The following is a 17,785-nucleotide window of genomic DNA, read 5'->3' as shown; positions in this document are numbered from 1 at the left end:
GGGGGCGGCGAGGGTGGTACCGCCGGTCCCAGCCTCGGCCGGTCTCTCCCCGCCGCCCGGCCCGGTCAGCAGGGTCGACGGCATGACGACGAACATGATCGCCCTGGTCACCGGGGCCAACAAGGGAATCGGTTTCGCCACCGCTTGGCAGCTCGGCGCACGCGGGATGACCGTGCTGGTCGGCGCCCGGGACGCCGAGCGGGGCCTGGCCGCCGAACGGGAGCTGCGCGACGGCGGGGTCGACGCCCGCCACGTGCCGCTGGACGTGACCGACGCCGAGTCCGTGGCGCGGGCCGCCAAACTGGTCGACGATGAGTACGGCCAGCTCGACGTGCTCATCAACAACGCCGGCATCGTGCTCGGCGACGGCCAGCGGGGGCTGCCCAGCGAGACCACCGTCGCCACGCTGCGCCGGGTCTTCGAGACGAACGTGTTCGGCGTGGTGGCGGTGACCAACGCGCTGCTGCCGCTGCTGCGCCGGGCAACGGCCGCGCGGATCGTGAACGTCTCCAGCGAGGTCGGTTCCATCACGACGATGACCGATCCGCAGGGGTCCTTCTTCGCGTTGACCGGGGTGCCGTACCCGTCGTCGAAGGCGGCGCTGAACATGACCACCGCGATGTACGCCAAGGAGCTGCGGGACACCCCGATCAAGGTCAACGCGGCCAACCCCGGCTACTGCGCCACCGACCTGAACGGGCACGGCGGCTTCCGCACGGCGGAGCAGGGCGCGGAGGTGAGCGTGCACCTGGCGACGCTGCCCGCGGACGGGCCGACGGGGCTGCTCTGGGGCCACCAGATGGACGCCGGCGGGGGCTACGGCGTGCTGCCCTGGTGACCGCTCGCACCGGCTCGCCAGTGTGGTGGCGTCATAGTGAGCGAGGCTCACTATGAAGGCAGGTAACGATGGCCGGTGCGGAACGGTGGACGGCGGCGCTCGACCGGGTCCTCGAACTGGTCGTGGTGATCGGTGACGACATGACGCGGGGCCTGGCCCGGGACGGGCTCACCACGTCCCGGGCCACCCTGCTCTACGAGCTGCGCCGCAGCGGGCCGGTGACCCAGCGGGAGCTGGCCCGGGCGCTCGGCGTCAGCGCCCGCACCATCACCGGCCTGGTCGACGGCCTGGTGGTCGGCGGCTTCGTCACCCGCGAGCCGCACCCCACCGACCGGCGGGCGTTCCTGGTCACCTTCACCGAGCACGGCACGCGGACGGTCGAGGCGTTGGAGCAGGGCCAGCGGCAGTTCGCCGAACTGCTCTTCGGCGACCAGCCCGACGAGCGGCTGGACGAGTTCGTCGCCGGGCTGGAGCACGTCCTCGGCCGGCTACGCGAGCAGGGAATCTCCCCCGAGATCCGCGAGGAGGACCGGTGAACACGGTGCTGCGACTGCTGCGGGTGGCCGTCCGCTACGAGATCGGGTTGTGGCGCAGCCTCTACCGGTGGGTCTTCCGCCGGCCGGAGGCGCTGCGCCCCGGCGACGAGACGTTCGGCTACACCGGCGCGGTGATGACGCTGATGTGGATCTTCATCATCCTCTCCGCGGTGGAGATCCCGATCTTCGAGATGATCCTGCCGTGGGAGCTCGTGGCAGACATCGTGCTGGCCCTCGGCGTCTACGGCCTGTTCTGGATGTTCGGCCTGCTGGCCAGCCTGAAAGTGCACCCGCACGTGGTCGGCGAGGACGGCATCCGCATCCGCAACGGCATCACGCTCGACCTCACCGTGCCCTGGTCGGCCGTCGACACGCTGCGGGTCAACCGGCGCTCGCTGCCACCCGAGGGCAGCGTCCAGGTGGAGCACGCCGGCGACGACGTCACGGTGAGCCTCGGCATGGCCAACCAGACCAGCGTGGATCTGCTGCTGCGCGAGCCGATCACCGTACCGACGCGCAAGGCACGCGGCGAGCAGGTGACGGGGCTGCGCTTCCACGCCGACGACCCGGAGGCCCTGGTGGCGGCCGCCCGGGCGCGGCTGGCCGCGTACCGCGCCGGCTTCCCCGACCCGGCGATCCACTGATCCGTCCCCATCCGGTGCGGTCCGTCCGCCCCGGGACTATGCGGTCAGGTCGAGGCGCCAGTCGTTCGAGCGCATCAGGTGCCCGGGCGGGAACTCGAACTCGGTCTCGCCGAGCAGCGTGAAGCCCGCCTTGCGGCAGACCGCGTTGGACGGGGCGTTGGCGACCGACGGGTACGCGTGCGCGAAGCGGTAGGTCCGCCGGGCGCGGGCCACCGCCACCGCCGCGCGCACCGCCGCCGTCGCCAGCCCCCGGCCCTGGTGCCCCGACAGGATCGCCCAGCCCAGCTCGTAGACCCGCTGGTCGCGCCACTCCCGCTCCCAGTAGCCGACGCTGCCCACCCGGGCCCCGTCGGGCAGCACCACGGCATACATGCAGCCCTGACCGGTGCCGCCGAAGCGCACGTAGCGCCCGTGCCGGGCGAGCACCTGCTCGTCGGTCTCCGGGCCGCCGGTGTGCGCCCGGATCTCCGGCGCGTTGAGCCGCCGCAGCAGGTCCAGGTCGCCCTCGCTCCACGGCTCGATGCGCACGTCGGTCATCGCGCCCCCCTCTTCTCCGCCGGTGCAGTCAAACAGCCACCACCGACGAGCCGCGGTCCCGACCGGCCCCGAGCGGGTCCGGCCGGCAGACCCGCGGCCACCTGGGCGCCCGGACCTGGCCGCGTCTCGCGGGGCCGCTAGATCTGATCTGGCGGACCGCCGGCCACCGTCTCGCGCCTGACAGGTGGGACCGGAGCGGCCGGGAGGAGGAACCGTGGACCCACTGCGACTCGCCGTGATCATCGGCAGCACCCGGGAGGGGCGGGTGGGCGACCGGGTGGCCCACTGGTTCGTCGACCGGGCGGACGCACACGACGGGCTGGCGGTCACCGTGGTCGACCTGGCCGACTACGACTTCCCCGCCGGCTACCCGGCGGAGCCGACCCCGGCGATGCGCGCGTTCGCCGAGCAGGTGGGCCGGGCGGAGGCGTTCGTCGTGGTCACCCCGGAGTACAACCACAGCTTCCCCGCGTCGTTGAAACAGGCGATCGACTACGCGTACGACGAGTGGCAGGCGAAGCCGGTCGGTTTCGTGTCGTACGGGTGTGGTTCGGTCGGCCTGCACGCCGTCGACCAGCTCCGGACGGTCTTCACCGCCCTGCACGCCGTCACGATGCGTGACATCGTCGGCGTGGACCTGCTCTGCGGCGAGCCGACACCGCTGGCCACCGACCAGCTTCGCCGGGCCGCCCGCGTCCTGCTCGACCAGCTGTGCTGGTGGGGCCTGGCCCTGCGCGACGGCCGCGCCGCTCGCCCGTACGTCTCCTGACAGTTCGCGAAGGAAGGTAGGGATCATGAATAGACGCAGCACCGGCCTGGCCATCGAGGCCGAGGGGCTGACCCGCTCGTTCGGGGACACCCGGGCGCTGGACGGCCTGGACCTCGCGGTGCCCGCCGGCACCGTCTACGGGGTGCTCGGCCCGAACGGCGCCGGCAAGACCACCGCCGTGCGCGTGCTGGCCACGCTGCTGCGCCCGGACGGCGGGCGGGCGCGGGTGTTCGGCCACGACGTCGTCCACGAGGCCGACGCCGTCCGGACCCGGGTCAGCCTCACCGGCCAGTACGCCTCGGTGGACGAGGACCTGACCGGGTTGGAGAACCTGATCCTGCTCGGTCGGCTGCTCGGGCACGGCAAGTCGGCCGCGCGGCAGCGGGCGGACGGGCTGCTCGCCGCGTTCGGGCTGACCGAGGCGGCCGACCGGCAGGTCAAGAAGTACTCGGGCGGCATGCGGCGACGCATCGACATCGCCGCGAGCATCCTCAACACCCCGGACCTGCTGTTCCTGGACGAGCCGACGACGGGGCTGGACCCGCGCAGCCGCAACCAGGTGTGGGAGATCGTCCGGGCCGTGGTGGCGCACGGCACCACGGTGCTGCTGACCACGCAGTACCTGGACGAGGCCGACCAGTTGGCCGGCCGGATCGCGGTGGTGGACCACGGCCGGGTGATCGCGGAGGGCACCCCGGGCGAGCTGAAGTCCTCGGTCGGTTCCGGCACCGTCCACCTGCGACTGCGTGACGCGCACCAGCGGCCCGAGGCGGAACGGCTGCTGCGCGCGGTGCTGGACGTGCCGGTGCAGCTCGAACCCGACCCGGTGGCGCTGACCGCCCGGGTCGGCGGCGAGGGCGGCGACCTCGACGCCAGCGAGCAGGCCGCCCGGGTGCTCGGCGACCTGGCCCGCGCCGGCATCGTCGTCGACAACTTCTCCCTCGGCCAGCCGAGCCTGGACGAGGTCTTCCTGGCCCTGACCGACCATCCCGCCGTGCCGGCCGACGAGCGTGACGAGCAGCTGGAGGCAGCCCGATGAGCAGCAACGCCACCACCACGACCGGGCCGGCCCCGTCGGTCTACGTACCGTCGGCGGAGGCGCTGGCGACCGTCCTCGCGCCCGGCGCCCGGCCGCCCCGACCCAGCCCGCTGTCGGCGTCGCTGACGTTCGGCTGGCGGGCCATGTTGAAGATCAAGCACGTGCCGGAGCAGCTGTTCGACGTGACGGCGTTCCCGATCATCATGGTGCTGATGTTCACGTACCTGTTCGGCGGTGCCCTCGCCGACAGCCCACGGGACTACCTGCAGTTCTTCCTGCCCGGCATCATGGTCACCAGCGTCGTGATGATCACCATGTACACCGGCGTCGGCCTCAACACCGACATCGAGAAGGGCGTCTTCGACCGGTTCCGGACGCTGCCGGTCTGGCGGCCCGCCGCGCTGGTCGGCATGATCTTCGGCGACGTGCTGCGGTACGTGCTGGCCGCCGTGGTCATCCTCGGCGTCGGGCTGGTGCTGGGCTTCCGCCCCGACGGCGGGCTGCTCGGCGTGCTGGGCGGCATCGGCCTGCTGGTGGTCTTCTCGTTCGCGTTCTCCTGGGTCTGGACGTTCTTCGGCCTCGTGCTGCGCAGCGAGAAGTCGGTGATGGGGGTCAGCATGATGGTGCTGTTCCCGCTGACCTTCCTGAGCAACGTCTTCGTCGAGCCGGCCACCATGCCGGGCTGGTTGCAGGCGTTCGTGAAGGTCAACCCGATCACCCAACTGGTGGCGTCCGTGCGGGGCGTGATGTCGGGTACGCCCGACGCGTCGAGCACGATGTGGACGCTGGTGTGGAGCGCCGGCTTCCTGGTGGTCTTCGGCGTCCTGACGATGTACCGCTACAACCGCCGCTGATCCTCGCCGGCGACGGGCACCAGCACGGACGTGTGGTGGTGCCCGTCGCCGATTCGATGGCCGGCTAGCGGCCGACGGGAACGGTGAGGACCTCGCCGCCGGCGGCGGTGACGCGCACTTCGGTGGCGTCGGCGGGTAGCAGCGCCGCGTCCCGCCCGGCGTCCTGCCACCGTCCGGAGCCGATCCGGTAGCTCAAACCCGCACCCTCGGCGGCGACGAGAACACCCTGCCCGTCCGGCAGCCGCAGCCGCACCGGCAGCGGGGCCTGCCAGTCGACGAACCCGCTGGCCGCCGCCTGGAAGGGGGCGCCGTCGCGGGCGAGCAGGGCGATCACGCGGGCCGGGTCGTCGTCGTACTGGATGGTCTGGAGCAGCAGCCGCCGACCGTCGGGCGTGGCCCCGTAGAGGGTGAACAGGGGCGAATCCCCCCCTCGGTGGTTGCCGCCGGCGTCGATGTAGGCGGCGAGCGGGTCCGCGTAGTGAGCCGCCGGGTCAGCCTGCCCGGCGGGGTTGGGGCCCCAGGCCCGTTCCGCGCCGGGCAACGTGTGGATGAGCTGGCGCGGTTGAGGGCTTTCCTGCCCGTCGGGGAAGAGGATCTGGCTCGCGTTGCTGATGTGCACGGTGTTCTCCACGCTGACCGGCGGCCGCGACAGGGCGACGGTCACCTTGTGGCGCTGCGACGGCACCGGCAGGACAGCGGCCCCGTCCCGGAACGTCACCCGCTGGAAGGTGCGCTCGATCCGGCCGTCGGCGGCGTACCGGAACGTCGGTGAGAACTCCACCTGTGCTCCGGCGTCGAGCACGACCAGCACGTCCCGCTGTGGCCCGACCAGCGCGGCCTGGGAGTTGCCCTCCGTTCCGGCGTCGGTGAGGGTCTCGACCGTCATGACCCGCGGCCCGTCGACGGTGGGCTCGACGAACCCGCCCAGACCGATCATGCGGTCGCCGGACGGCTCGGACACCACCGGGTTCCTGAGGGTCCGCTGGGCGACGTAGGCCGCGGGGCCGGCCGGGGTGTTGCCCGCCCAGATCACGTGCGGATCGCCCCGGAGGTAGGTGCCGGTCGCCCGCGCCCGCTGCCGCCACGCCTCCCGCGCCTGCCGCAGGTACCTTTCGTCGCCGGCCAGGTCGCCGCGGGTGGGCTCGTCGAACAGCGGCGAGGCGACCTCGACCGTGGCCCCGCGGTCCGTGAGGTGCAGCGCACCTCCCACGGGTACGGCCAACACGGCCGCGCACGCCGCGGCCAGCACCACCCGACGTCGCAGCAGCCGGCGACGCCCACCCCGCCGTACGTCGTCCAGCAGCGTCGGCGGGCCGGTGAGGTCATCGGTCACCCGGTGCAGGACGGCCCGGACGTCACTCTCGTTGATGGTCATCGCGAACTCCTGGTGCCGGTCGGAAGGGGCAGGACGAGACTCGATCCGGCCAGCGCCTCCCGGAGGCGGGCCAGCCCGCGGGAGGCGTGGCTCTTCACCGCCCCCTCCGAGCAGCGCAGCGTCGCGGCGACGTCGGCGACCGACAGGTCCTCCAGGTAGCGGAGCACGACGGCGGCGCGCTGCCGGGGCGGCAGGGTACGCAGCGCCGCGACGACCGCCTGGCGGAGCGCGATGTCGTCGGCGTGATCCCGGGCGACCCCGTCGTTGTCACCCAACGCCTGCTCCGGCCGCCGGGCGCGCCACCGCCACCGGTTGATCGACCGGTTCACCAACGCCCGCCGGGCGTACGCCTCCGGCGACGCCTGCACCCGACGCCAGCGCACGTACACCTGCTCCAGCACCTCCTGAAGCAGGTCCTCGGCCGCGTGCCGGTCACCGGTCAGCAGGTAGGCGACCCGCAGCAGCGCCACCGACCGGGTACGGACGAAGTCGTCGAACTCCGCGCCACGCGCGTCTCGCATCTGGCCTCCTGGTCTCGTCAGTCAGCAAGACACCGCAGCGGGCCGCGAGGTTTACCTGCCCTCCAAGTCGACAGTTGACGCCGGATCTAGAGGCGCCAGGGCAGCGGCTCGGGCGGGAGGTAGCGGCAGGTGCCGCCGGTGGAGACGGTGTCGCGCAGGTGGGCGGCGAGCGCCGGGTGCCGGTCGTCGAGCTTGCGCAGCACGTCCCGGATGCGGGCGGTCACCGTCTTGCGGGCGCGCTCGGCCTCGTCGCCGAGGCGGCGGCTGCGGCCGGCCAGCCCGGCGGCGGCCCGCAGCTCGGCGAGCAGGGCCGCCCGCTCGGCGTCGAGGGCGGCCACCTTCGCCTCGTCGCCGCGCCCGGCGGCCCGGTCGATCTCGGCGTCCAGCCGCTCCAGGTGCCGGCGGTAGCGGGCCTTCGCCTCGTCGTCGAGGACCGGGTCGCCGCCCATCCGGCGGGCGGCGACGAGTTCCGGCCCGGCCGCCGGGTCGAGCAGCTCGACCGCTGGGACGTCGACGCCGGGTCGGGCCAGCAGCAGGTGCAGGTCGTGCAGGCCCTTCGCGTCGGGCAGGTGCACGACCATGTTGGCGTAGCCGAGCTGCCAGACCGGGCCGTCTCGGCGGAACTCGTACGCCTCGACCGACGGCTGCCCGACGACGGGCCCGGCGGACGGAGCCCGCCCCTGCGGCCCCGGGACCGCCGGCACGGGCGCGACAGCCGGCACGGGCGCGGCGACCCCGTGCTGCCGCCCATCCGCGATGGTCGGGGGCTGCCGCGCCGCCGGGAGCGGCGTGGGCGCCCCGGTCGGCTGGCCGGCCACCTGGCGCATGCCGAGCGCGGCGGCGTCCCGGGCGGCGGCGGCGCGCAGCGCGGTGGCGGCGGTCGCGTCGCCGGGGCGGTCTCGCCCGGTCAGCGCGTCCGCCAGGGCGGCGCGGGCCAGCACCGACCAGGGGCGGGCACCCATCCGGTCGGCGGTGTCGCGGGCCACGGCGAACCCGGCCACCGCGTCGTCCCAGCGCTGCTCCGCCGCGTCGACGGCGGCGAGCCAGTGGTCGACCGGGCCGCTGACGTCGCAGCCGAACAACGCCGTCATCCACTGCCCACGGTGCGGCCGCAGCGCGTCCCGGGCCTCGGCGCAGCGCCCGGGGTCGCGGGTGGCGGCGGCGACCTGGGCGCGCAGCCGCAGCCACAGCGGCGCCACCATCCGGCTGTACGTGGTGCCGTCGGCCTCGATTCCGGCGGTCAGCCGCAGCGCTGTCGCGCCGTCGCCGCGCTCGGCCGCGGTGATGGCCCGGACGACCTGTAGGTAGGGGTGGTCGCCGGGGTCCAGCCCGTCGAGCAGGGCGTCGGCCTCGTCGTGCCGGCCCTGGAGCAGCAGCCACGACCAGCGCAGGTGGTGGCCCATGAAGGCGGTCTCGGAGTGGCCCCACTCGGACAGCTCGTCCAGCTCGGTGAGCAGCTCGCCGGCGCGGGTGAAGTCGCCCCGGAACCCGGCGATGATGCCGTCGTCGATGGTCGCGCCGATCCGGTGCCGGGCGTCGCCCTCGCGGGCTCCGGTGACGAACGTGGTGAGTTCGTCGTGGTATCGCGGGTCGCCGAGTTCCAGCAGTGCCACCCAGCGCAGCGAGGTCGCCCAGAGCTGGGTCTCGCGGTCGCCGGTCCGGCGCGCCACCTCGCGGATCTCGGCGGTGATCGCGGCCCGGTCGGTGGCCGTGCCGAGCCCCCAGGTGGTGTCGTGCCGGGCCCACAGGCTGAAGGTGAGCGCCTCGTCGTCCCGGCCGCGCCGGGCGAGCGACTCGGTGGCGGTGATCAGGTCGGTGACGAGCGTGCCGGCCGCGAGGTTGGCCGCCGGCTCGCCGATCAGCCGCCGGTACGCCTCCCGCAGCAGGCCGTCCGCGTCGGTGGTGCGCGCGGAGCCGGACTGGTGGCGGTGACGGTGGACGGTGAGGGCGACGCGGGCGAGCACCACCGGGTCGTCGACCGTCAGCGCCAGCGTGGCGGCCTCGGCGACGAGGTGCCGTGCCTCGGCGCTGTCGCCGCAGTGGTGCAGCAACTGGCCCAGCTCGACCATGATCTTCACTCGCCGGGTCGGGTCGTCGGCGACCTCCAGCGCCCGGCGGAAGTGGACGATCGACTCGTCCACGGCCAGCCGGCCGCTCGCGTCCCGGGCCGCGGCCACCAGCAGGTCGGTCGCGCGGGACGGGTCGAGCGCGTCGCCGGCCAGGTGGGCGTGGCGGGCCAGGTCGGCCGGGATCAGCCGCTCGGCGAGCGCAGCCGCCCCGTCGACGGCCCGGACCACGGCGGCGTGCCGGGCCCGCCGGTCGTCGTCGGCGAGCCCGTCGTAGAGGGTCTCCCGGACCAGGTCGTGGGCGAAGGCGAAGCGACCGCCGTTGCGGGCCAGCACGAGCCGGGCGGTCACCGCCCGGTCGAGGAGCCGGTCGACCTGCGCCGCCGGGGCGCCCGCAACGGCGGCGAGGACCTGTCGGTGGAACTCGCGGCCCAGCACCGCGGCGACGGTGAGCAGGTCGGCCACCGGCACGGGCAGTTGGGCGAGCCGCCGCCGCACCGCCTCCCGTACGCCGGGCGCGATCGTGCTCACCTGGCCGTCGGCGCGCCACAGCCGGGCGGTCTGCTCCACGAAGAACGGGTTGCCGCCGGTGCGCCGGTGCACCTCGTCGACGAGGTCGACGTCCGGCTCGCGGCCGGCGGTGCGGGCCATCAGCGCGCCCACCTCGTCGCGGGACAGGCCGGTGAGGGTGATGCTGGTCGCCTTCGCCACGAGCGGCATCAGCAGCGGGCGCAGCGGGTGGTCGGCGGCCTCCACCTCGGCGTCGCGGTAGGTGCCGACCAGCAGCAGCCGTTCGAACCAGGTGTGCTGGGCGGCGAACTGGAGCAGCCGCATCGACGCCGGGTCGGCCCAGTGCAGGTCGTCGAGGACGACCACGACCGGCCGGCGCTGGGAGACCGCGACGAGCGCGCCGGTCACCGCGTCGTAGAGGTCGAATTCCTCCCGGTCGGCCTGGTCGTCCCCGCTGCCGCCGGCCGGGCCGCCGATCGCCTCGCGGATCGTCTCGCGGATGGCCCGGTCGGCCGCCGTGCCGGTCGTCTCGCCGAGCAGGGCGGCCAGGCCCGGCTCGGCGGCCTCCCGCGCCACCGACCAGTCGTCGGGTGAGCGGCGCAGCCCGCGCAGCACCTGCACCCACGGCCAGTAGCCGGGCGCGCTGTCGGAATCCCAGCAGGCCGCGCCGAGCACCAGGGCGCCGTGCTGGCGGGCCTCCCTGGCGGCGGCGGTGACCAGGGTGGTCTTGCCGATTCCGGGCTCGCCGGCGACCAGGACGAGGCCGCCGTGGCTGGCGGCCGCCCGGTCGACCTCGGCGCGCAGCAGGCCCGCGGGGTGCTCCCGCCCGATGACGACCTCGCCGAACCGCGGCTCCATGACGCCCCGACCGTAGCGGAACCGTCGGACATCCCGCCGCCTCCGACCCGCCGCCGGCGGGCTGCTGCTCGGTTACGCGCGCCCCGCCGGCTGAGGGACTGGTGCGGGGGCGGCGGCCGGCTCCGACCGCTCGGCAGCCGCGGCGCCGGTCGCGGCGAGGACCGCGCAGCCGGCCGCCAGCAGGTACGCCGGCGCCGGCAGCCACGCCGCCGCGGTCATCGTCCCCCCCACCCCCGGCCCGGCGAGAATCGCGACGTTGACCAGGTGGAAGGCGGTGAAGGCGAGCAGCAGCGCCACCACGAACCCGTGGTACGCCTGGCGCAGCCCGGCCGCCAGGGTGCCGGCGGCGGCCAGCAGCAGCACCGCCAGCGCGACGGTCACCAGCGCGAACATCTGGTAGCGACGCACCTCGGCCGGCTCCCAGTAGTCCTCGACGCGGGTGAGCGGCACGGCCGCCGCCGCCACGGTCATCGCGGCGGCCAGCACGACGACCACCACCGCGACGATCCGCGCCCACCTCCGCCGCACCGCCACGGTGAACGCGAGAAACAGAGTGACGAACGCCGGCAGCTGCGTCATCTCCAGGAAGTACTGCGTCAACGGGTTCGGGGTGCCGGGCAGCTCGGACTCGACGTAGCCCACGTCCAGGCCGATGATCACGTCCCCGTTGTCGCCTTTGAACCACGGCAGCATGAAAAGCCCGAACGCCGCGAGGGCGAACAGCACGAAACCCAGCCGACCGGCGCGGCGCAGCATCATCCCCGTCACCGCACCGACAGTAATAAAGCGCGGCGCATCCCGTTGGCCCCCCCCGTCCGGAGTGGACACGGGGCACGACCCCCTCCACTCCCCCGGTCCTGCCGATTGCAGCCTGCGCAGCACGTCCCGGGATGCGGGCGGTCACCGTCCTGCGACGCGCTCGGCCTCGTCGCCGAGGCGGCGGCTGCGGCCGGCCAGCCCGCGGCGGCGCGCAGCTCGGCGTACCACCGGCAGGCGCTCCGGCTGGTCTGGCGTGGCGTTTCTGCGGCGTGATCGGGGGAACTCGCCGTGCCGCCCGCTTTGTCGTGCGGTCGTGCCGACCTGCGCCGAGAGCGGCGAACGGAGGGAGACGCCATGTTCGAGATATCCGCCCAGGATGACTTGAAGATCGACTGGGCGCAGATGCCCACCTACAACACGATCATGGCGCTCGCCGCGGGCGTCGGCCTGCTGCTGGTCGTGGCCCTCGGTTGGCAGATGATGAAGGACAGGCCGCTCGCCACCGAAGGGTGGGCGATCGCCTTCGCGATCCTGGGTACGATCCTCACCGTCACGGGCCTGCACATGACGCTGACCTGGCCGCTGGCACCCGGGGGTTTCGCCTTCGACAACATCATCTTCGGCGAGCCGTCCCTGGGCTTCGGGGTGCTGATGCTCGGGGCGGCCATCATCCTGTGGCGGCGGGGTGAGATCTTCGCCGAGGCGTCGCTGGAGAACGGCGGCCTCCGGACGGAGCAGGCGCGGCGACTGTTGTGGCCGATCTCGATCTTCGTGTTCGCGCTCGGCCTGGCCTGTTTCGGCATCGCGGCAGCCGGCTGGACGTACACGCTCTTCGCGGCGCCGCCGCAGGAGCCGATCTCGGGGGAGTTCGCGGAGTACCCGGAGGTCGAGGCGGCCTTCATCTCCGGTCTGTACGTCCTGGTGGGGATCGGCTCCGTTCTCGCCCCGTTCGCCCTGCTCAAGCTGAACCGCGTGCTGCTGGGAATCATCGGCGTGGTGTGGGCGATCGCCGGCGCCATCTTCACTCTCTTCGGAGCGTTGAACTACTTCACCCACATCGGCTTGATCGTCAACACAATGTGAGGCCACACCGTCATCACGACGCGGCGGACGACGACCCCGGGGACGTCGCCCACGGCGGCGGTCAGCGGGCGTCGGTGACCACATGGGAGCAGGCTGCGCAGGCCGCGCGGGCCTGCTCGGCGTACCACCGGCAGCTCCGTCGGATCGCGCAGCGCGGCAGGTCGGCCTCGGCCGGGCCGGCGGTGTCGCGGTACGAGGCGGCGACCCGTTCGCCGAGGCCGCAGTGCTCGCCGGTCCAGAAGCCGCACTTCGCGGTGACGCACGGGCCGGCGAGCCGGTAGCGGGACTCGACCGGCGCGTCCGTGCCGGCCTGGGCGAGGGCGACCTCGGCCGGGAGCGGCGGCGTGACGTATGCGACCCGACCCGCCGGAGTGATCATGCCGAGGAACACCGTGGCGTTGGCCGCGGGGGTGCTCGGGCACATCCGCTCCGGCGGATCCGGCCGGTGGACGGGGTCCGTCACCGCTGCATCCAGAAGCCGAGGTCGTTGATCTTCTGGCCGAGCTCCTCGGCGAACGGGCCGTCGATGAGCCAGAGCCCGTACCACTCGGGACGGAGCTTGATGTTGGCGTGCCCGACGGCGAGCGGGTTGGCCAGCTTGCTGCCGGCGACGGAGAGCGCGTTGAGGCCCGCCTTCTGGATCTCACCGGCGATGAGGCTCTGCTGTTCGGTGGTCAACTCGACGCCGTCGACGACGAACCGGAATTCGCTGCGTGCCATGTCCTTACCTCCACAGATCAGTACGATTCGGTCCGCAGCCCGCGCCGCAGACTCGCCCTGGTGAATGCCGCCCAGCCGGAACGGGAGGCGGGATCGGCCCCGTGCCCGGCCTGACTCACGCGCTTCCGCCAGTTGGTCGCGTCGGCGGCGCGCAGCCCCCACAGCTCGCGGCAGGCGGTGACGGCGAACGCGACCTGCTCGGCCGAGCCGGTCCAGCCGGCGGGGCCGTCGGTGACCCGCAACGCGCCGCCGGCCTGAACGCGGACCGACGGGAAGTGGTGGTGCAGGCTGGCGAGGGTGGCCAGGTGGGCCGCGTCCACCCGCCCGGCGGCGAAGGCGTCCCGCGTCTCGTCGTCGCGGCTGATCCGGATCGCGTGCAGCGTGAACTCGTCGCCGGCCGCGCTCACCGTGCCCTCGACCTCCGCCGGCGTGCTCCAGCTCCGGGGCGAGTTGGCCGACCAGAAGGCCAGCCAGGCGTCGAGGCGTTCGTGGAAGTCGGCCTGGAAGCGGGCCGGCCCGCCGGCCAGCCGTGCGGTGGCGATCCGGTCCCGGGCCACGAGGGGCTGGGCCGGCCGCGCCGGGGGCGCCGCCCCGGCGGGTGGTGCGGTGGGTGGTGCGGCGTGCGCGGCGCTCGCCCCGGTGACGGTGACCGCCGAGGCCACGGCGGCGCCGAGCAGGATCCGCCGCCGGGACGGTGAGGTGATGGGATTTGTCATGGCCCGCCTTTCATGGACGGCCTTTCCCGTCACGCTATCGACCGGCATTGATCAGATGAATCGTCGTTCTATCGGTAGGCCGACATGAATTCCGGTGATCGACGGCGGCGCGGATCCGGGTCTTGTGCCCTCGGTCGGCTTTCCGCCCGGACGGGGTCGGATGCCCGCTTCTCGCGCGCTGTCGGCCGACCGCGCGGCGAGGACTAGCCACCGGCGGACCGGGTACGCGCGGCGCATGGGTAGCCACAAGGAGAACAAGCACGATCCCGGCGGCGAGTCGGCGCGCGGCCGGCGACATCCCGGCAGCGGCGCGCCCGGCCACCAGGGCTCCTCCACCGAGCACTCGCCGAAGGCCCGTCACCTGCGCACCGCCAGCGGATCGTCCGGCAGCGAACGCGACCAGGGACGGGCCAAGGTCGAGGGCGCACAGCGGGTCCAACGACAGGGATCGAGCTGATCCCTGGGCGACGATTTTCGGGGAGGTGATGGCGGCGTGGCCAAGTTCCTGTTGAAGTCGACCTACACGATCGACGGAATCAAGGGGCTCACCGCCGACGGCGGCACCAGACGCGCCGAGGTCGTCCGGAAGACGATCGAAGGCGCCGGCGGGCGGATGGAGTCGATGCACTTCGGGTTCGGCGCGGACGACACCTACGTGGTGTGCGATCTGCCCGACCACAAGACCGCCGCCGCGGTCGCCATCGACATCCGGGCGGCGGGCGGGGTGGACACCCGGGTCACCCCGGTGCTGACCCCGGAGGAGATCGACGAGGCGGCCCGGGAGCGGGTCGAATACCAGCCCCCGGGCCGGTGACGGCTGGTTCGGTCAGCGGATCAGGTGGTTGACGAGGTCGTTCGCGTCGCCGCCGCCTCCTGCCACCCGGGCCTACGACGCCGGCCCCTCGACGGCCGGTCTACCGCGGTGCGCCGGCGGCTCGACCTTCGACGGCGTCCAGCGCCGGGGCGATGACCGCGAAGGCCCGGTCGGTGAGGTCGGCCGGGTCTTCGGCGCCGTCGCTGTCGCTCCAGCGTTGCAGCACGGCGTCGAAGGCGCTCAGCGCCATCCCGACGGCCAACTGTGGGTACAGGTCGGTGTCCGGGTCGAGCCCCAGGCGGCTTCCCAGCACCGCCGCCAGGTTGTCGCGCCACTGCGCCTGACGCTCCAGGAAGCGGGCGAGCAGGGCGGGGGTACGCAGGATCAACTGGACCACGCGCAGCGCCCTGTCCGGATGGTCGGCGCAGGCGGCGATCGGCACCCAGACGGCGTGCCGCAGCGCGCCGGAGGGCGACTCCTGGGCAGGTCGTGCCGCCAGTTCCGCTTGGATGTCGGCGCCCATGCCGGTGAGGAACTGGACGACGACGTCTTCCTTGGATGCGAAGTAGCGGAAGAACGTACGCCGGGACACGCCGGCGGTGGCCGCGATCTCGTCGATGGTGACGGCGTCGAACCCCTTGAGCGCCAACAGCTGCAGCGCCGCTTCGGTCAGCTCGTCCGACACGAGCTGGCGCTTGCGCTGCGCCATGGTCACTTCCGGCTGGATGCTCACCGCTTCATGCTAGGCGATGCCACGCACGGCACCCTGACACCTCATTGACACTAAGTGCCACACACGACATGCTATGCCGCATGATGCGGAATCGCTGGACCGCCGAACGGATTTCGGACCAGACCGGCCGGGTGTTCGTGGTCACCGGAGCCAACAGCGGCCTTGGCCTGGCCACCACCCGGGCGCTAGCCCGCCGGGGCGGACACGTGATCCTCGCGGTACGCGACGAAAAGAAGGGCCGCCGAGCGGTCGCGGAGATCACCGCCGAGCACCCCGACGCGAGCCTCGAGGTACGCCGCCTCGACCTGGCCGACCTCGACTCGGTCCGCGCCTTCGCCGCCCGGCTGCGCGCCGACCATCCGCGCCTGGACGTGCTCGTCAACAACGCCGGCGTGATGGCGCCGCCGCGGTCGCTGAGCGCACAGGGCCACGAACTGCAGTTCGCCTGCAACCACCTCGGCCACTTCGCACTCACCGGGTTGCTGCTCGACCTGCTGACCGCCGGACGCGACCCCCGCGTGGTCACGGTTAGCTCGATCAACCACCGACAGGGGCGGCTCCGGTTCGACGACCTCACCGGCGAACGCCGCTACTCCCCCATGGGCTTCTACAACCAGTCCAAGCTGGCCAACGCCATCTTCGGGTGGGAACTCCACCGCAGGCTGACCGCCGCGGCCAGCCCGGTACGCAGCGTGCTCGCCCACCCCGGCTACACCGCCACCAACCTGCAATCCAGCGCGCCGGTCGGCCTGTGGCGGGTGGTGCTCGGCCGCATCGGCAACCCGATCCTTGCCCAGACCCCGACCGACGGCGCGCTGCCGCAGTTGTATGCGGCTACCGACCCGGACGTGCGGGCCGGCCAGTTCATCGGGCCGGACGGCCTCGCCGAGCTGCGCGGCGGACCGACGCCGGTGCGGTTGTCCCCCACGGCGACCGACGCCGAGACCGCTCGCCGCCTGTGGCACCTGTCCGAACAGTTGACCGGCGTACGGTACGAGTTGCCCACCACGGCCTAGCGGGATCTGCGGCTCCGTTACCCGTTACGGAGCTCCGCCGGATTTCCGAGGCCGGCCAGGAGCGCCAGGATCGTCTGGTTCGCCTCCCAGCCGTCCGGGAACTTCACCGGCACGTCGAGGTGCACGATCTCGGTGGACGGGTGGGCGTCCAGCAGTTCGCCGATCCCGGCGCGCGCCACCACGATGCACGCGTGCCGGTGCCGGGACGTCAGCACGCAGAGCCGCCCCGACTCCAGGTGGAACGCCGTCGCGTCCCGCCGCCCCGACAGCGGGTGCAGCACGATCGTCACGTCGTACTCCCGGCCCTGGAGGCGGTTGGCGGTGTCGACGGTGATGCCGGCTCCCGCCTCGCCCAGGTGCGCGCGGATGGCCGCGACCTGGTCGCGGTGGGCGGCCCCGACGGCGATCCGGTCCGCGGTGACCGGCGCGCCCGCCGGCGCGTGCTCGGAGACGGCGACCGCGCCCCGCCGCAACACGCGCAGCGCCAGCGCCGCACAGGCCGAGGCGGCCTCCGCATCGGTACGCAGCGTGTGCCGGGCCGGCAGCTCGTGCAGCGCCCAGCCGGTCGACGCCGCCAGGTCCACCACCCGGTCCAGCGCGTCCCCCGGCCCGCACTCTGTGAAGGACAGGGCCCGGTCGGGCGCGGACGTGCCGGCGCGGAACCCGGTGAACGGGTAGAACGCCGCCGCCACCACCGGGGCAGCCGAGGCGGGCAGCCGCCACGACACCGGCAGCCGGTGCACCGGCAGCTCCGGGTTGTGCCGCAGCAGCACCGCCACCGCCGATTGCATCGGATCCCAGGTCAGCCCCGTCCACCGCGACGTCTCCACCGTCGAGAACGGGTCGAGCTGACCGGGGTCGCCGACGAACAGCGCCCGCTCGAACCTGCCGGCCACGCGCAGCAGCGCGTCCGACCGCATCTGGTACGCCTCGTCCACGATCGCCCACGGCCAGGTGCCCTCCGCGACCGTGGCCCATTTGGCGGCCGTACCGATGATGACGGCCGGGCCGCCGAGGTCGGCGACCTTCGCGGCGACCCGGACCGTCTCGTGGCCCCTGACCCGCTCGGACGGTTTGTAGTCGGCGGCGGAGAGGCGGCCGATGCGCAGCTCGGGTGCCTTGCGGGCGAGGCGGTCGATGAGGTCGTCGACCTGCTCGTTGGTCTGCGCGACGATGATCAGCGGCTCGCCGGCGGCGGCCAGCTCGACGGCGGCCCGCACCACGAGGGTCGACTTGCCGGCCCCGGGCGGGGAGTCGACCACGACGCCCCGGTGCTCGCCCGAACGCAGGTCGGCCAGCACGGCCCTGATGACCCGCTCCGCCTCGACCGCGGGCGGCATCTCCAACCCGGCACGCATCGTCTGCACCTCCCCCAATGAGGTCTACGGGACCTTACG

The 17,785-nt window shown here is 73.5% G+C and carries 20 protein-coding genes; 10 read left to right on the top strand and 10 right to left on the bottom strand.

From position 1 onward, the window contains the following. Positions 1-82 precede the first annotated feature (82 nt). From ACGF5C_RS06855 to ACGF5C_RS06845, 3 genes are all read left to right on the top strand, one after another. The gene (locus ACGF5C_RS06855) at positions 83-838 is read left to right on the top strand and encodes an SDR family oxidoreductase (protein WP_393297474.1); all 756 of its coding nucleotides are present in this window, start codon (positions 83-85) and stop codon (positions 836-838) included. Between the two features lie 68 nt (positions 839-906). Continuing rightward, complete coding sequence (locus ACGF5C_RS06850; RefSeq protein WP_393297471.1) at positions 907-1,374, top strand: MarR family winged helix-turn-helix transcriptional regulator; 468 nt, start codon at positions 907-909, stop codon at positions 1,372-1,374. Then, positions 1,371-2,018, top strand: coding sequence for a hypothetical protein (locus tag ACGF5C_RS06845; RefSeq protein WP_393297468.1), 648 nt, complete (start codon positions 1,371-1,373; stop codon positions 2,016-2,018). Before ACGF5C_RS06850 ends, ACGF5C_RS06845 begins: the two co-directional genes overlap by 4 nt. Positions 2,019-2,054: 36 nt before the next feature. On the opposite strand, the gene ACGF5C_RS06840 is transcribed toward ACGF5C_RS06845, so the two are convergent. Beyond that, positions 2,055-2,555: a GNAT family N-acetyltransferase gene (locus ACGF5C_RS06840; protein ID WP_393297465.1), complete on the bottom strand. Its 501-nt coding sequence runs from the start codon at positions 2,553-2,555 to the stop codon at positions 2,055-2,057. 214 nt (positions 2,556-2,769) lie between these two features. On the opposite strand from ACGF5C_RS06840, the gene ACGF5C_RS06835 reads away from it, so the two are divergent. From ACGF5C_RS06835 to ACGF5C_RS06825, 3 genes are read left to right on the top strand one after another with little or no spacing between them, the layout of a single operon-like run. After that, positions 2,770-3,324: an NADPH-dependent FMN reductase gene (locus ACGF5C_RS06835; RefSeq protein ID WP_393297462.1), complete on the top strand. Its 555-nt coding sequence runs from the start codon at positions 2,770-2,772 to the stop codon at positions 3,322-3,324. A 25-nt stretch (positions 3,325-3,349) separates the two neighbouring features. Continuing rightward, positions 3,350-4,363 carry an ATP-binding cassette domain-containing protein gene (locus tag ACGF5C_RS06830; RefSeq protein WP_393297459.1) on the top strand — a complete coding sequence of 338 codons (1,014 nt, stop codon included), beginning with the start codon at positions 3,350-3,352 and terminating at the stop codon, positions 4,361-4,363. Next, complete coding sequence (locus ACGF5C_RS06825; protein WP_393297456.1) at positions 4,360-5,217, top strand: ABC transporter permease; 858 nt, start codon at positions 4,360-4,362, stop codon at positions 5,215-5,217. The genes ACGF5C_RS06830 and ACGF5C_RS06825 overlap by 4 nt, the downstream gene beginning before the upstream one ends. A 64-nt stretch (positions 5,218-5,281) precedes the next feature. On the opposite strand, the gene ACGF5C_RS06820 is transcribed toward ACGF5C_RS06825, so the two are convergent. The 4 genes from ACGF5C_RS06820 to ACGF5C_RS06805 form a co-directional block, all read right to left on the bottom strand. Beyond that, positions 5,282-6,592 carry a hypothetical protein gene (locus ACGF5C_RS06820; RefSeq protein ID WP_393297453.1) on the bottom strand — a complete coding sequence of 437 codons (1,311 nt, stop codon included), beginning with the start codon at positions 6,590-6,592 and terminating at the stop codon, positions 5,282-5,284. Beyond that, positions 6,589-7,113 carry a SigE family RNA polymerase sigma factor gene (locus ACGF5C_RS06815; RefSeq protein ID WP_393297450.1) on the bottom strand — a complete coding sequence of 175 codons (525 nt, stop codon included), beginning with the start codon at positions 7,111-7,113 and terminating at the stop codon, positions 6,589-6,591. Before ACGF5C_RS06815 ends, ACGF5C_RS06820 begins: the two co-directional genes overlap by 4 nt. A gap of 86 nt (positions 7,114-7,199) precedes the next feature. Then, entirely contained in the window at positions 7,200-10,547 is a 3,348-nt protein-coding gene (locus ACGF5C_RS06810) for an ATP-binding protein (RefSeq protein ID WP_393297447.1), read from the bottom strand. 72 nt (positions 10,548-10,619) lie between these two features. Then, positions 10,620-11,315 carry a hypothetical protein gene (locus ACGF5C_RS06805; RefSeq protein WP_393297444.1) on the bottom strand — a complete coding sequence of 232 codons (696 nt, stop codon included), beginning with the start codon at positions 11,313-11,315 and terminating at the stop codon, positions 10,620-10,622. 345 nt (positions 11,316-11,660) lie between these two features. Here ACGF5C_RS06805 and ACGF5C_RS06800 point away from each other — a divergent pair, with 345 nt between their 5' ends. Continuing rightward, positions 11,661-12,389, top strand: a complete 729-nt coding sequence (locus ACGF5C_RS06800; protein ID WP_393297441.1) for a DUF981 domain-containing protein — start codon at positions 11,661-11,663, stop codon at positions 12,387-12,389. Positions 12,390-12,450: 61 nt separating this feature from the next. Here the strand turns inward: ACGF5C_RS06800 and ACGF5C_RS06795 are convergent, their stop codons facing one another. Genes ACGF5C_RS06795 through ACGF5C_RS06785 form a run of 3 tightly spaced genes read right to left on the bottom strand, consistent with a single transcriptional unit; the run spans position 12,451 to position 13,825 of the window. Next, positions 12,451-12,852, bottom strand: coding sequence for a hypothetical protein (locus ACGF5C_RS06795; RefSeq protein WP_393297438.1), 402 nt, complete (start codon positions 12,850-12,852; stop codon positions 12,451-12,453). Beyond that, positions 12,849-13,109, bottom strand: a complete 261-nt coding sequence (locus ACGF5C_RS06790; protein WP_393297435.1) for a hypothetical protein — start codon at positions 13,107-13,109, stop codon at positions 12,849-12,851. Before ACGF5C_RS06790 ends, ACGF5C_RS06795 begins: the two co-directional genes overlap by 4 nt. Positions 13,110-13,126: 17 nt before the next feature. Continuing rightward, positions 13,127-13,825: a hypothetical protein gene (locus tag ACGF5C_RS06785; RefSeq protein ID WP_393297432.1), complete on the bottom strand. Its 699-nt coding sequence runs from the start codon at positions 13,823-13,825 to the stop codon at positions 13,127-13,129. A 235-nt stretch (positions 13,826-14,060) separates the two neighbouring features. Here ACGF5C_RS06785 and ACGF5C_RS06780 point away from each other — a divergent pair, with 235 nt between their 5' ends. Then, a complete protein-coding gene (locus tag ACGF5C_RS06780; RefSeq protein WP_350676950.1) occupies positions 14,061-14,282 on the top strand; it encodes a hypothetical protein in 222 nt (73 codons plus the stop codon). A 36-nt stretch (positions 14,283-14,318) separates the two neighbouring features. After that, complete coding sequence (locus tag ACGF5C_RS06775) at positions 14,319-14,639, top strand: GYD domain-containing protein (protein ID WP_393297429.1); 321 nt, start codon at positions 14,319-14,321, stop codon at positions 14,637-14,639. A gap of 100 nt (positions 14,640-14,739) precedes the next feature. On the opposite strand, the gene ACGF5C_RS06770 is transcribed toward ACGF5C_RS06775, so the two are convergent. After that, the gene (locus tag ACGF5C_RS06770; RefSeq protein ID WP_393297426.1) at positions 14,740-15,372 is read right to left on the bottom strand and encodes a TetR family transcriptional regulator; all 633 of its coding nucleotides are present in this window, start codon (positions 15,370-15,372) and stop codon (positions 14,740-14,742) included. Positions 15,373-15,452: 80 nt separating this feature from the next. On the opposite strand from ACGF5C_RS06770, the gene ACGF5C_RS06765 reads away from it, so the two are divergent. Next, complete coding sequence (locus ACGF5C_RS06765) at positions 15,453-16,388, top strand: oxidoreductase (RefSeq protein WP_393297423.1); 936 nt, start codon at positions 15,453-15,455, stop codon at positions 16,386-16,388. Positions 16,389-16,405: 17 nt separating this feature from the next. On the opposite strand, the gene ACGF5C_RS06760 is transcribed toward ACGF5C_RS06765, so the two are convergent. Beyond that, positions 16,406-17,746 (bottom strand): AAA domain-containing protein, encoded by a 1,341-nt coding sequence (locus ACGF5C_RS06760; RefSeq protein ID WP_393297420.1) that lies wholly within the window; start codon positions 17,744-17,746, stop codon positions 16,406-16,408. Positions 17,747-17,785 lie beyond the last annotated feature (39 nt).

This window comes from Micromonospora sp. NPDC047620 (genome assembly GCF_043205005.1).
Taxonomy (GTDB): Bacteria; Actinomycetota; Actinomycetes; order Mycobacteriales; family Micromonosporaceae; genus Micromonospora.
Note: the sequence above shows the minus strand (reverse complement) of the source record. Positions and strands in the feature narration are given on the sequence as shown.

Excerpts from the sequence above, each read along its gene's own strand:
- ACGF5C_RS06815 (WP_393297450.1), bottom strand. The coding sequence starts at position 7,113 with ATGCGAGACGCGCGTGGCGCGGAGTTCGACGACTTCGTCCGTACCCGG.
- ACGF5C_RS06810 (WP_393297447.1), bottom strand. The coding sequence starts at position 10,547 with ATGGAGCCGCGGTTCGGCGAGGTCGTCATCGGGCGGGAGCACCCCGCG.
- ACGF5C_RS06790 (WP_393297435.1), bottom strand. The coding sequence starts at position 13,109 with ATGGCACGCAGCGAATTCCGGTTCGTCGTCGACGGCGTCGAGTTGACC.
- ACGF5C_RS06785 (WP_393297432.1), bottom strand. The coding sequence starts at position 13,825 with ATGACAAATCCCATCACCTCACCGTCCCGGCGGCGGATCCTGCTCGGC.
- ACGF5C_RS06825 (WP_393297456.1), top strand. The coding sequence starts at position 4,360 with ATGAGCAGCAACGCCACCACCACGACCGGGCCGGCCCCGTCGGTCTAC.
- ACGF5C_RS06855 (WP_393297474.1), top strand. The coding sequence starts at position 83 with ATGACGACGAACATGATCGCCCTGGTCACCGGGGCCAACAAGGGAATC.
- ACGF5C_RS06780 (WP_350676950.1), top strand. The coding sequence starts at position 14,061 with ATGGGTAGCCACAAGGAGAACAAGCACGATCCCGGCGGCGAGTCGGCG.
- ACGF5C_RS06830 (WP_393297459.1), top strand. The coding sequence starts at position 3,350 with ATGAATAGACGCAGCACCGGCCTGGCCATCGAGGCCGAGGGGCTGACC.
- ACGF5C_RS06820 (WP_393297453.1), bottom strand. The coding sequence starts at position 6,592 with ATGACCATCAACGAGAGTGACGTCCGGGCCGTCCTGCACCGGGTGACC.
- ACGF5C_RS06765 (WP_393297423.1), top strand. The coding sequence starts at position 15,453 with ATGATGCGGAATCGCTGGACCGCCGAACGGATTTCGGACCAGACCGGC.
- ACGF5C_RS06800 (WP_393297441.1), top strand. The coding sequence starts at position 11,661 with ATGTTCGAGATATCCGCCCAGGATGACTTGAAGATCGACTGGGCGCAG.
- ACGF5C_RS06760 (WP_393297420.1), bottom strand. The coding sequence starts at position 17,746 with ATGCGTGCCGGGTTGGAGATGCCGCCCGCGGTCGAGGCGGAGCGGGTC.
- ACGF5C_RS06840 (WP_393297465.1), bottom strand. The coding sequence starts at position 2,555 with ATGACCGACGTGCGCATCGAGCCGTGGAGCGAGGGCGACCTGGACCTG.
- ACGF5C_RS06850 (WP_393297471.1), top strand. The coding sequence starts at position 907 with ATGGCCGGTGCGGAACGGTGGACGGCGGCGCTCGACCGGGTCCTCGAA.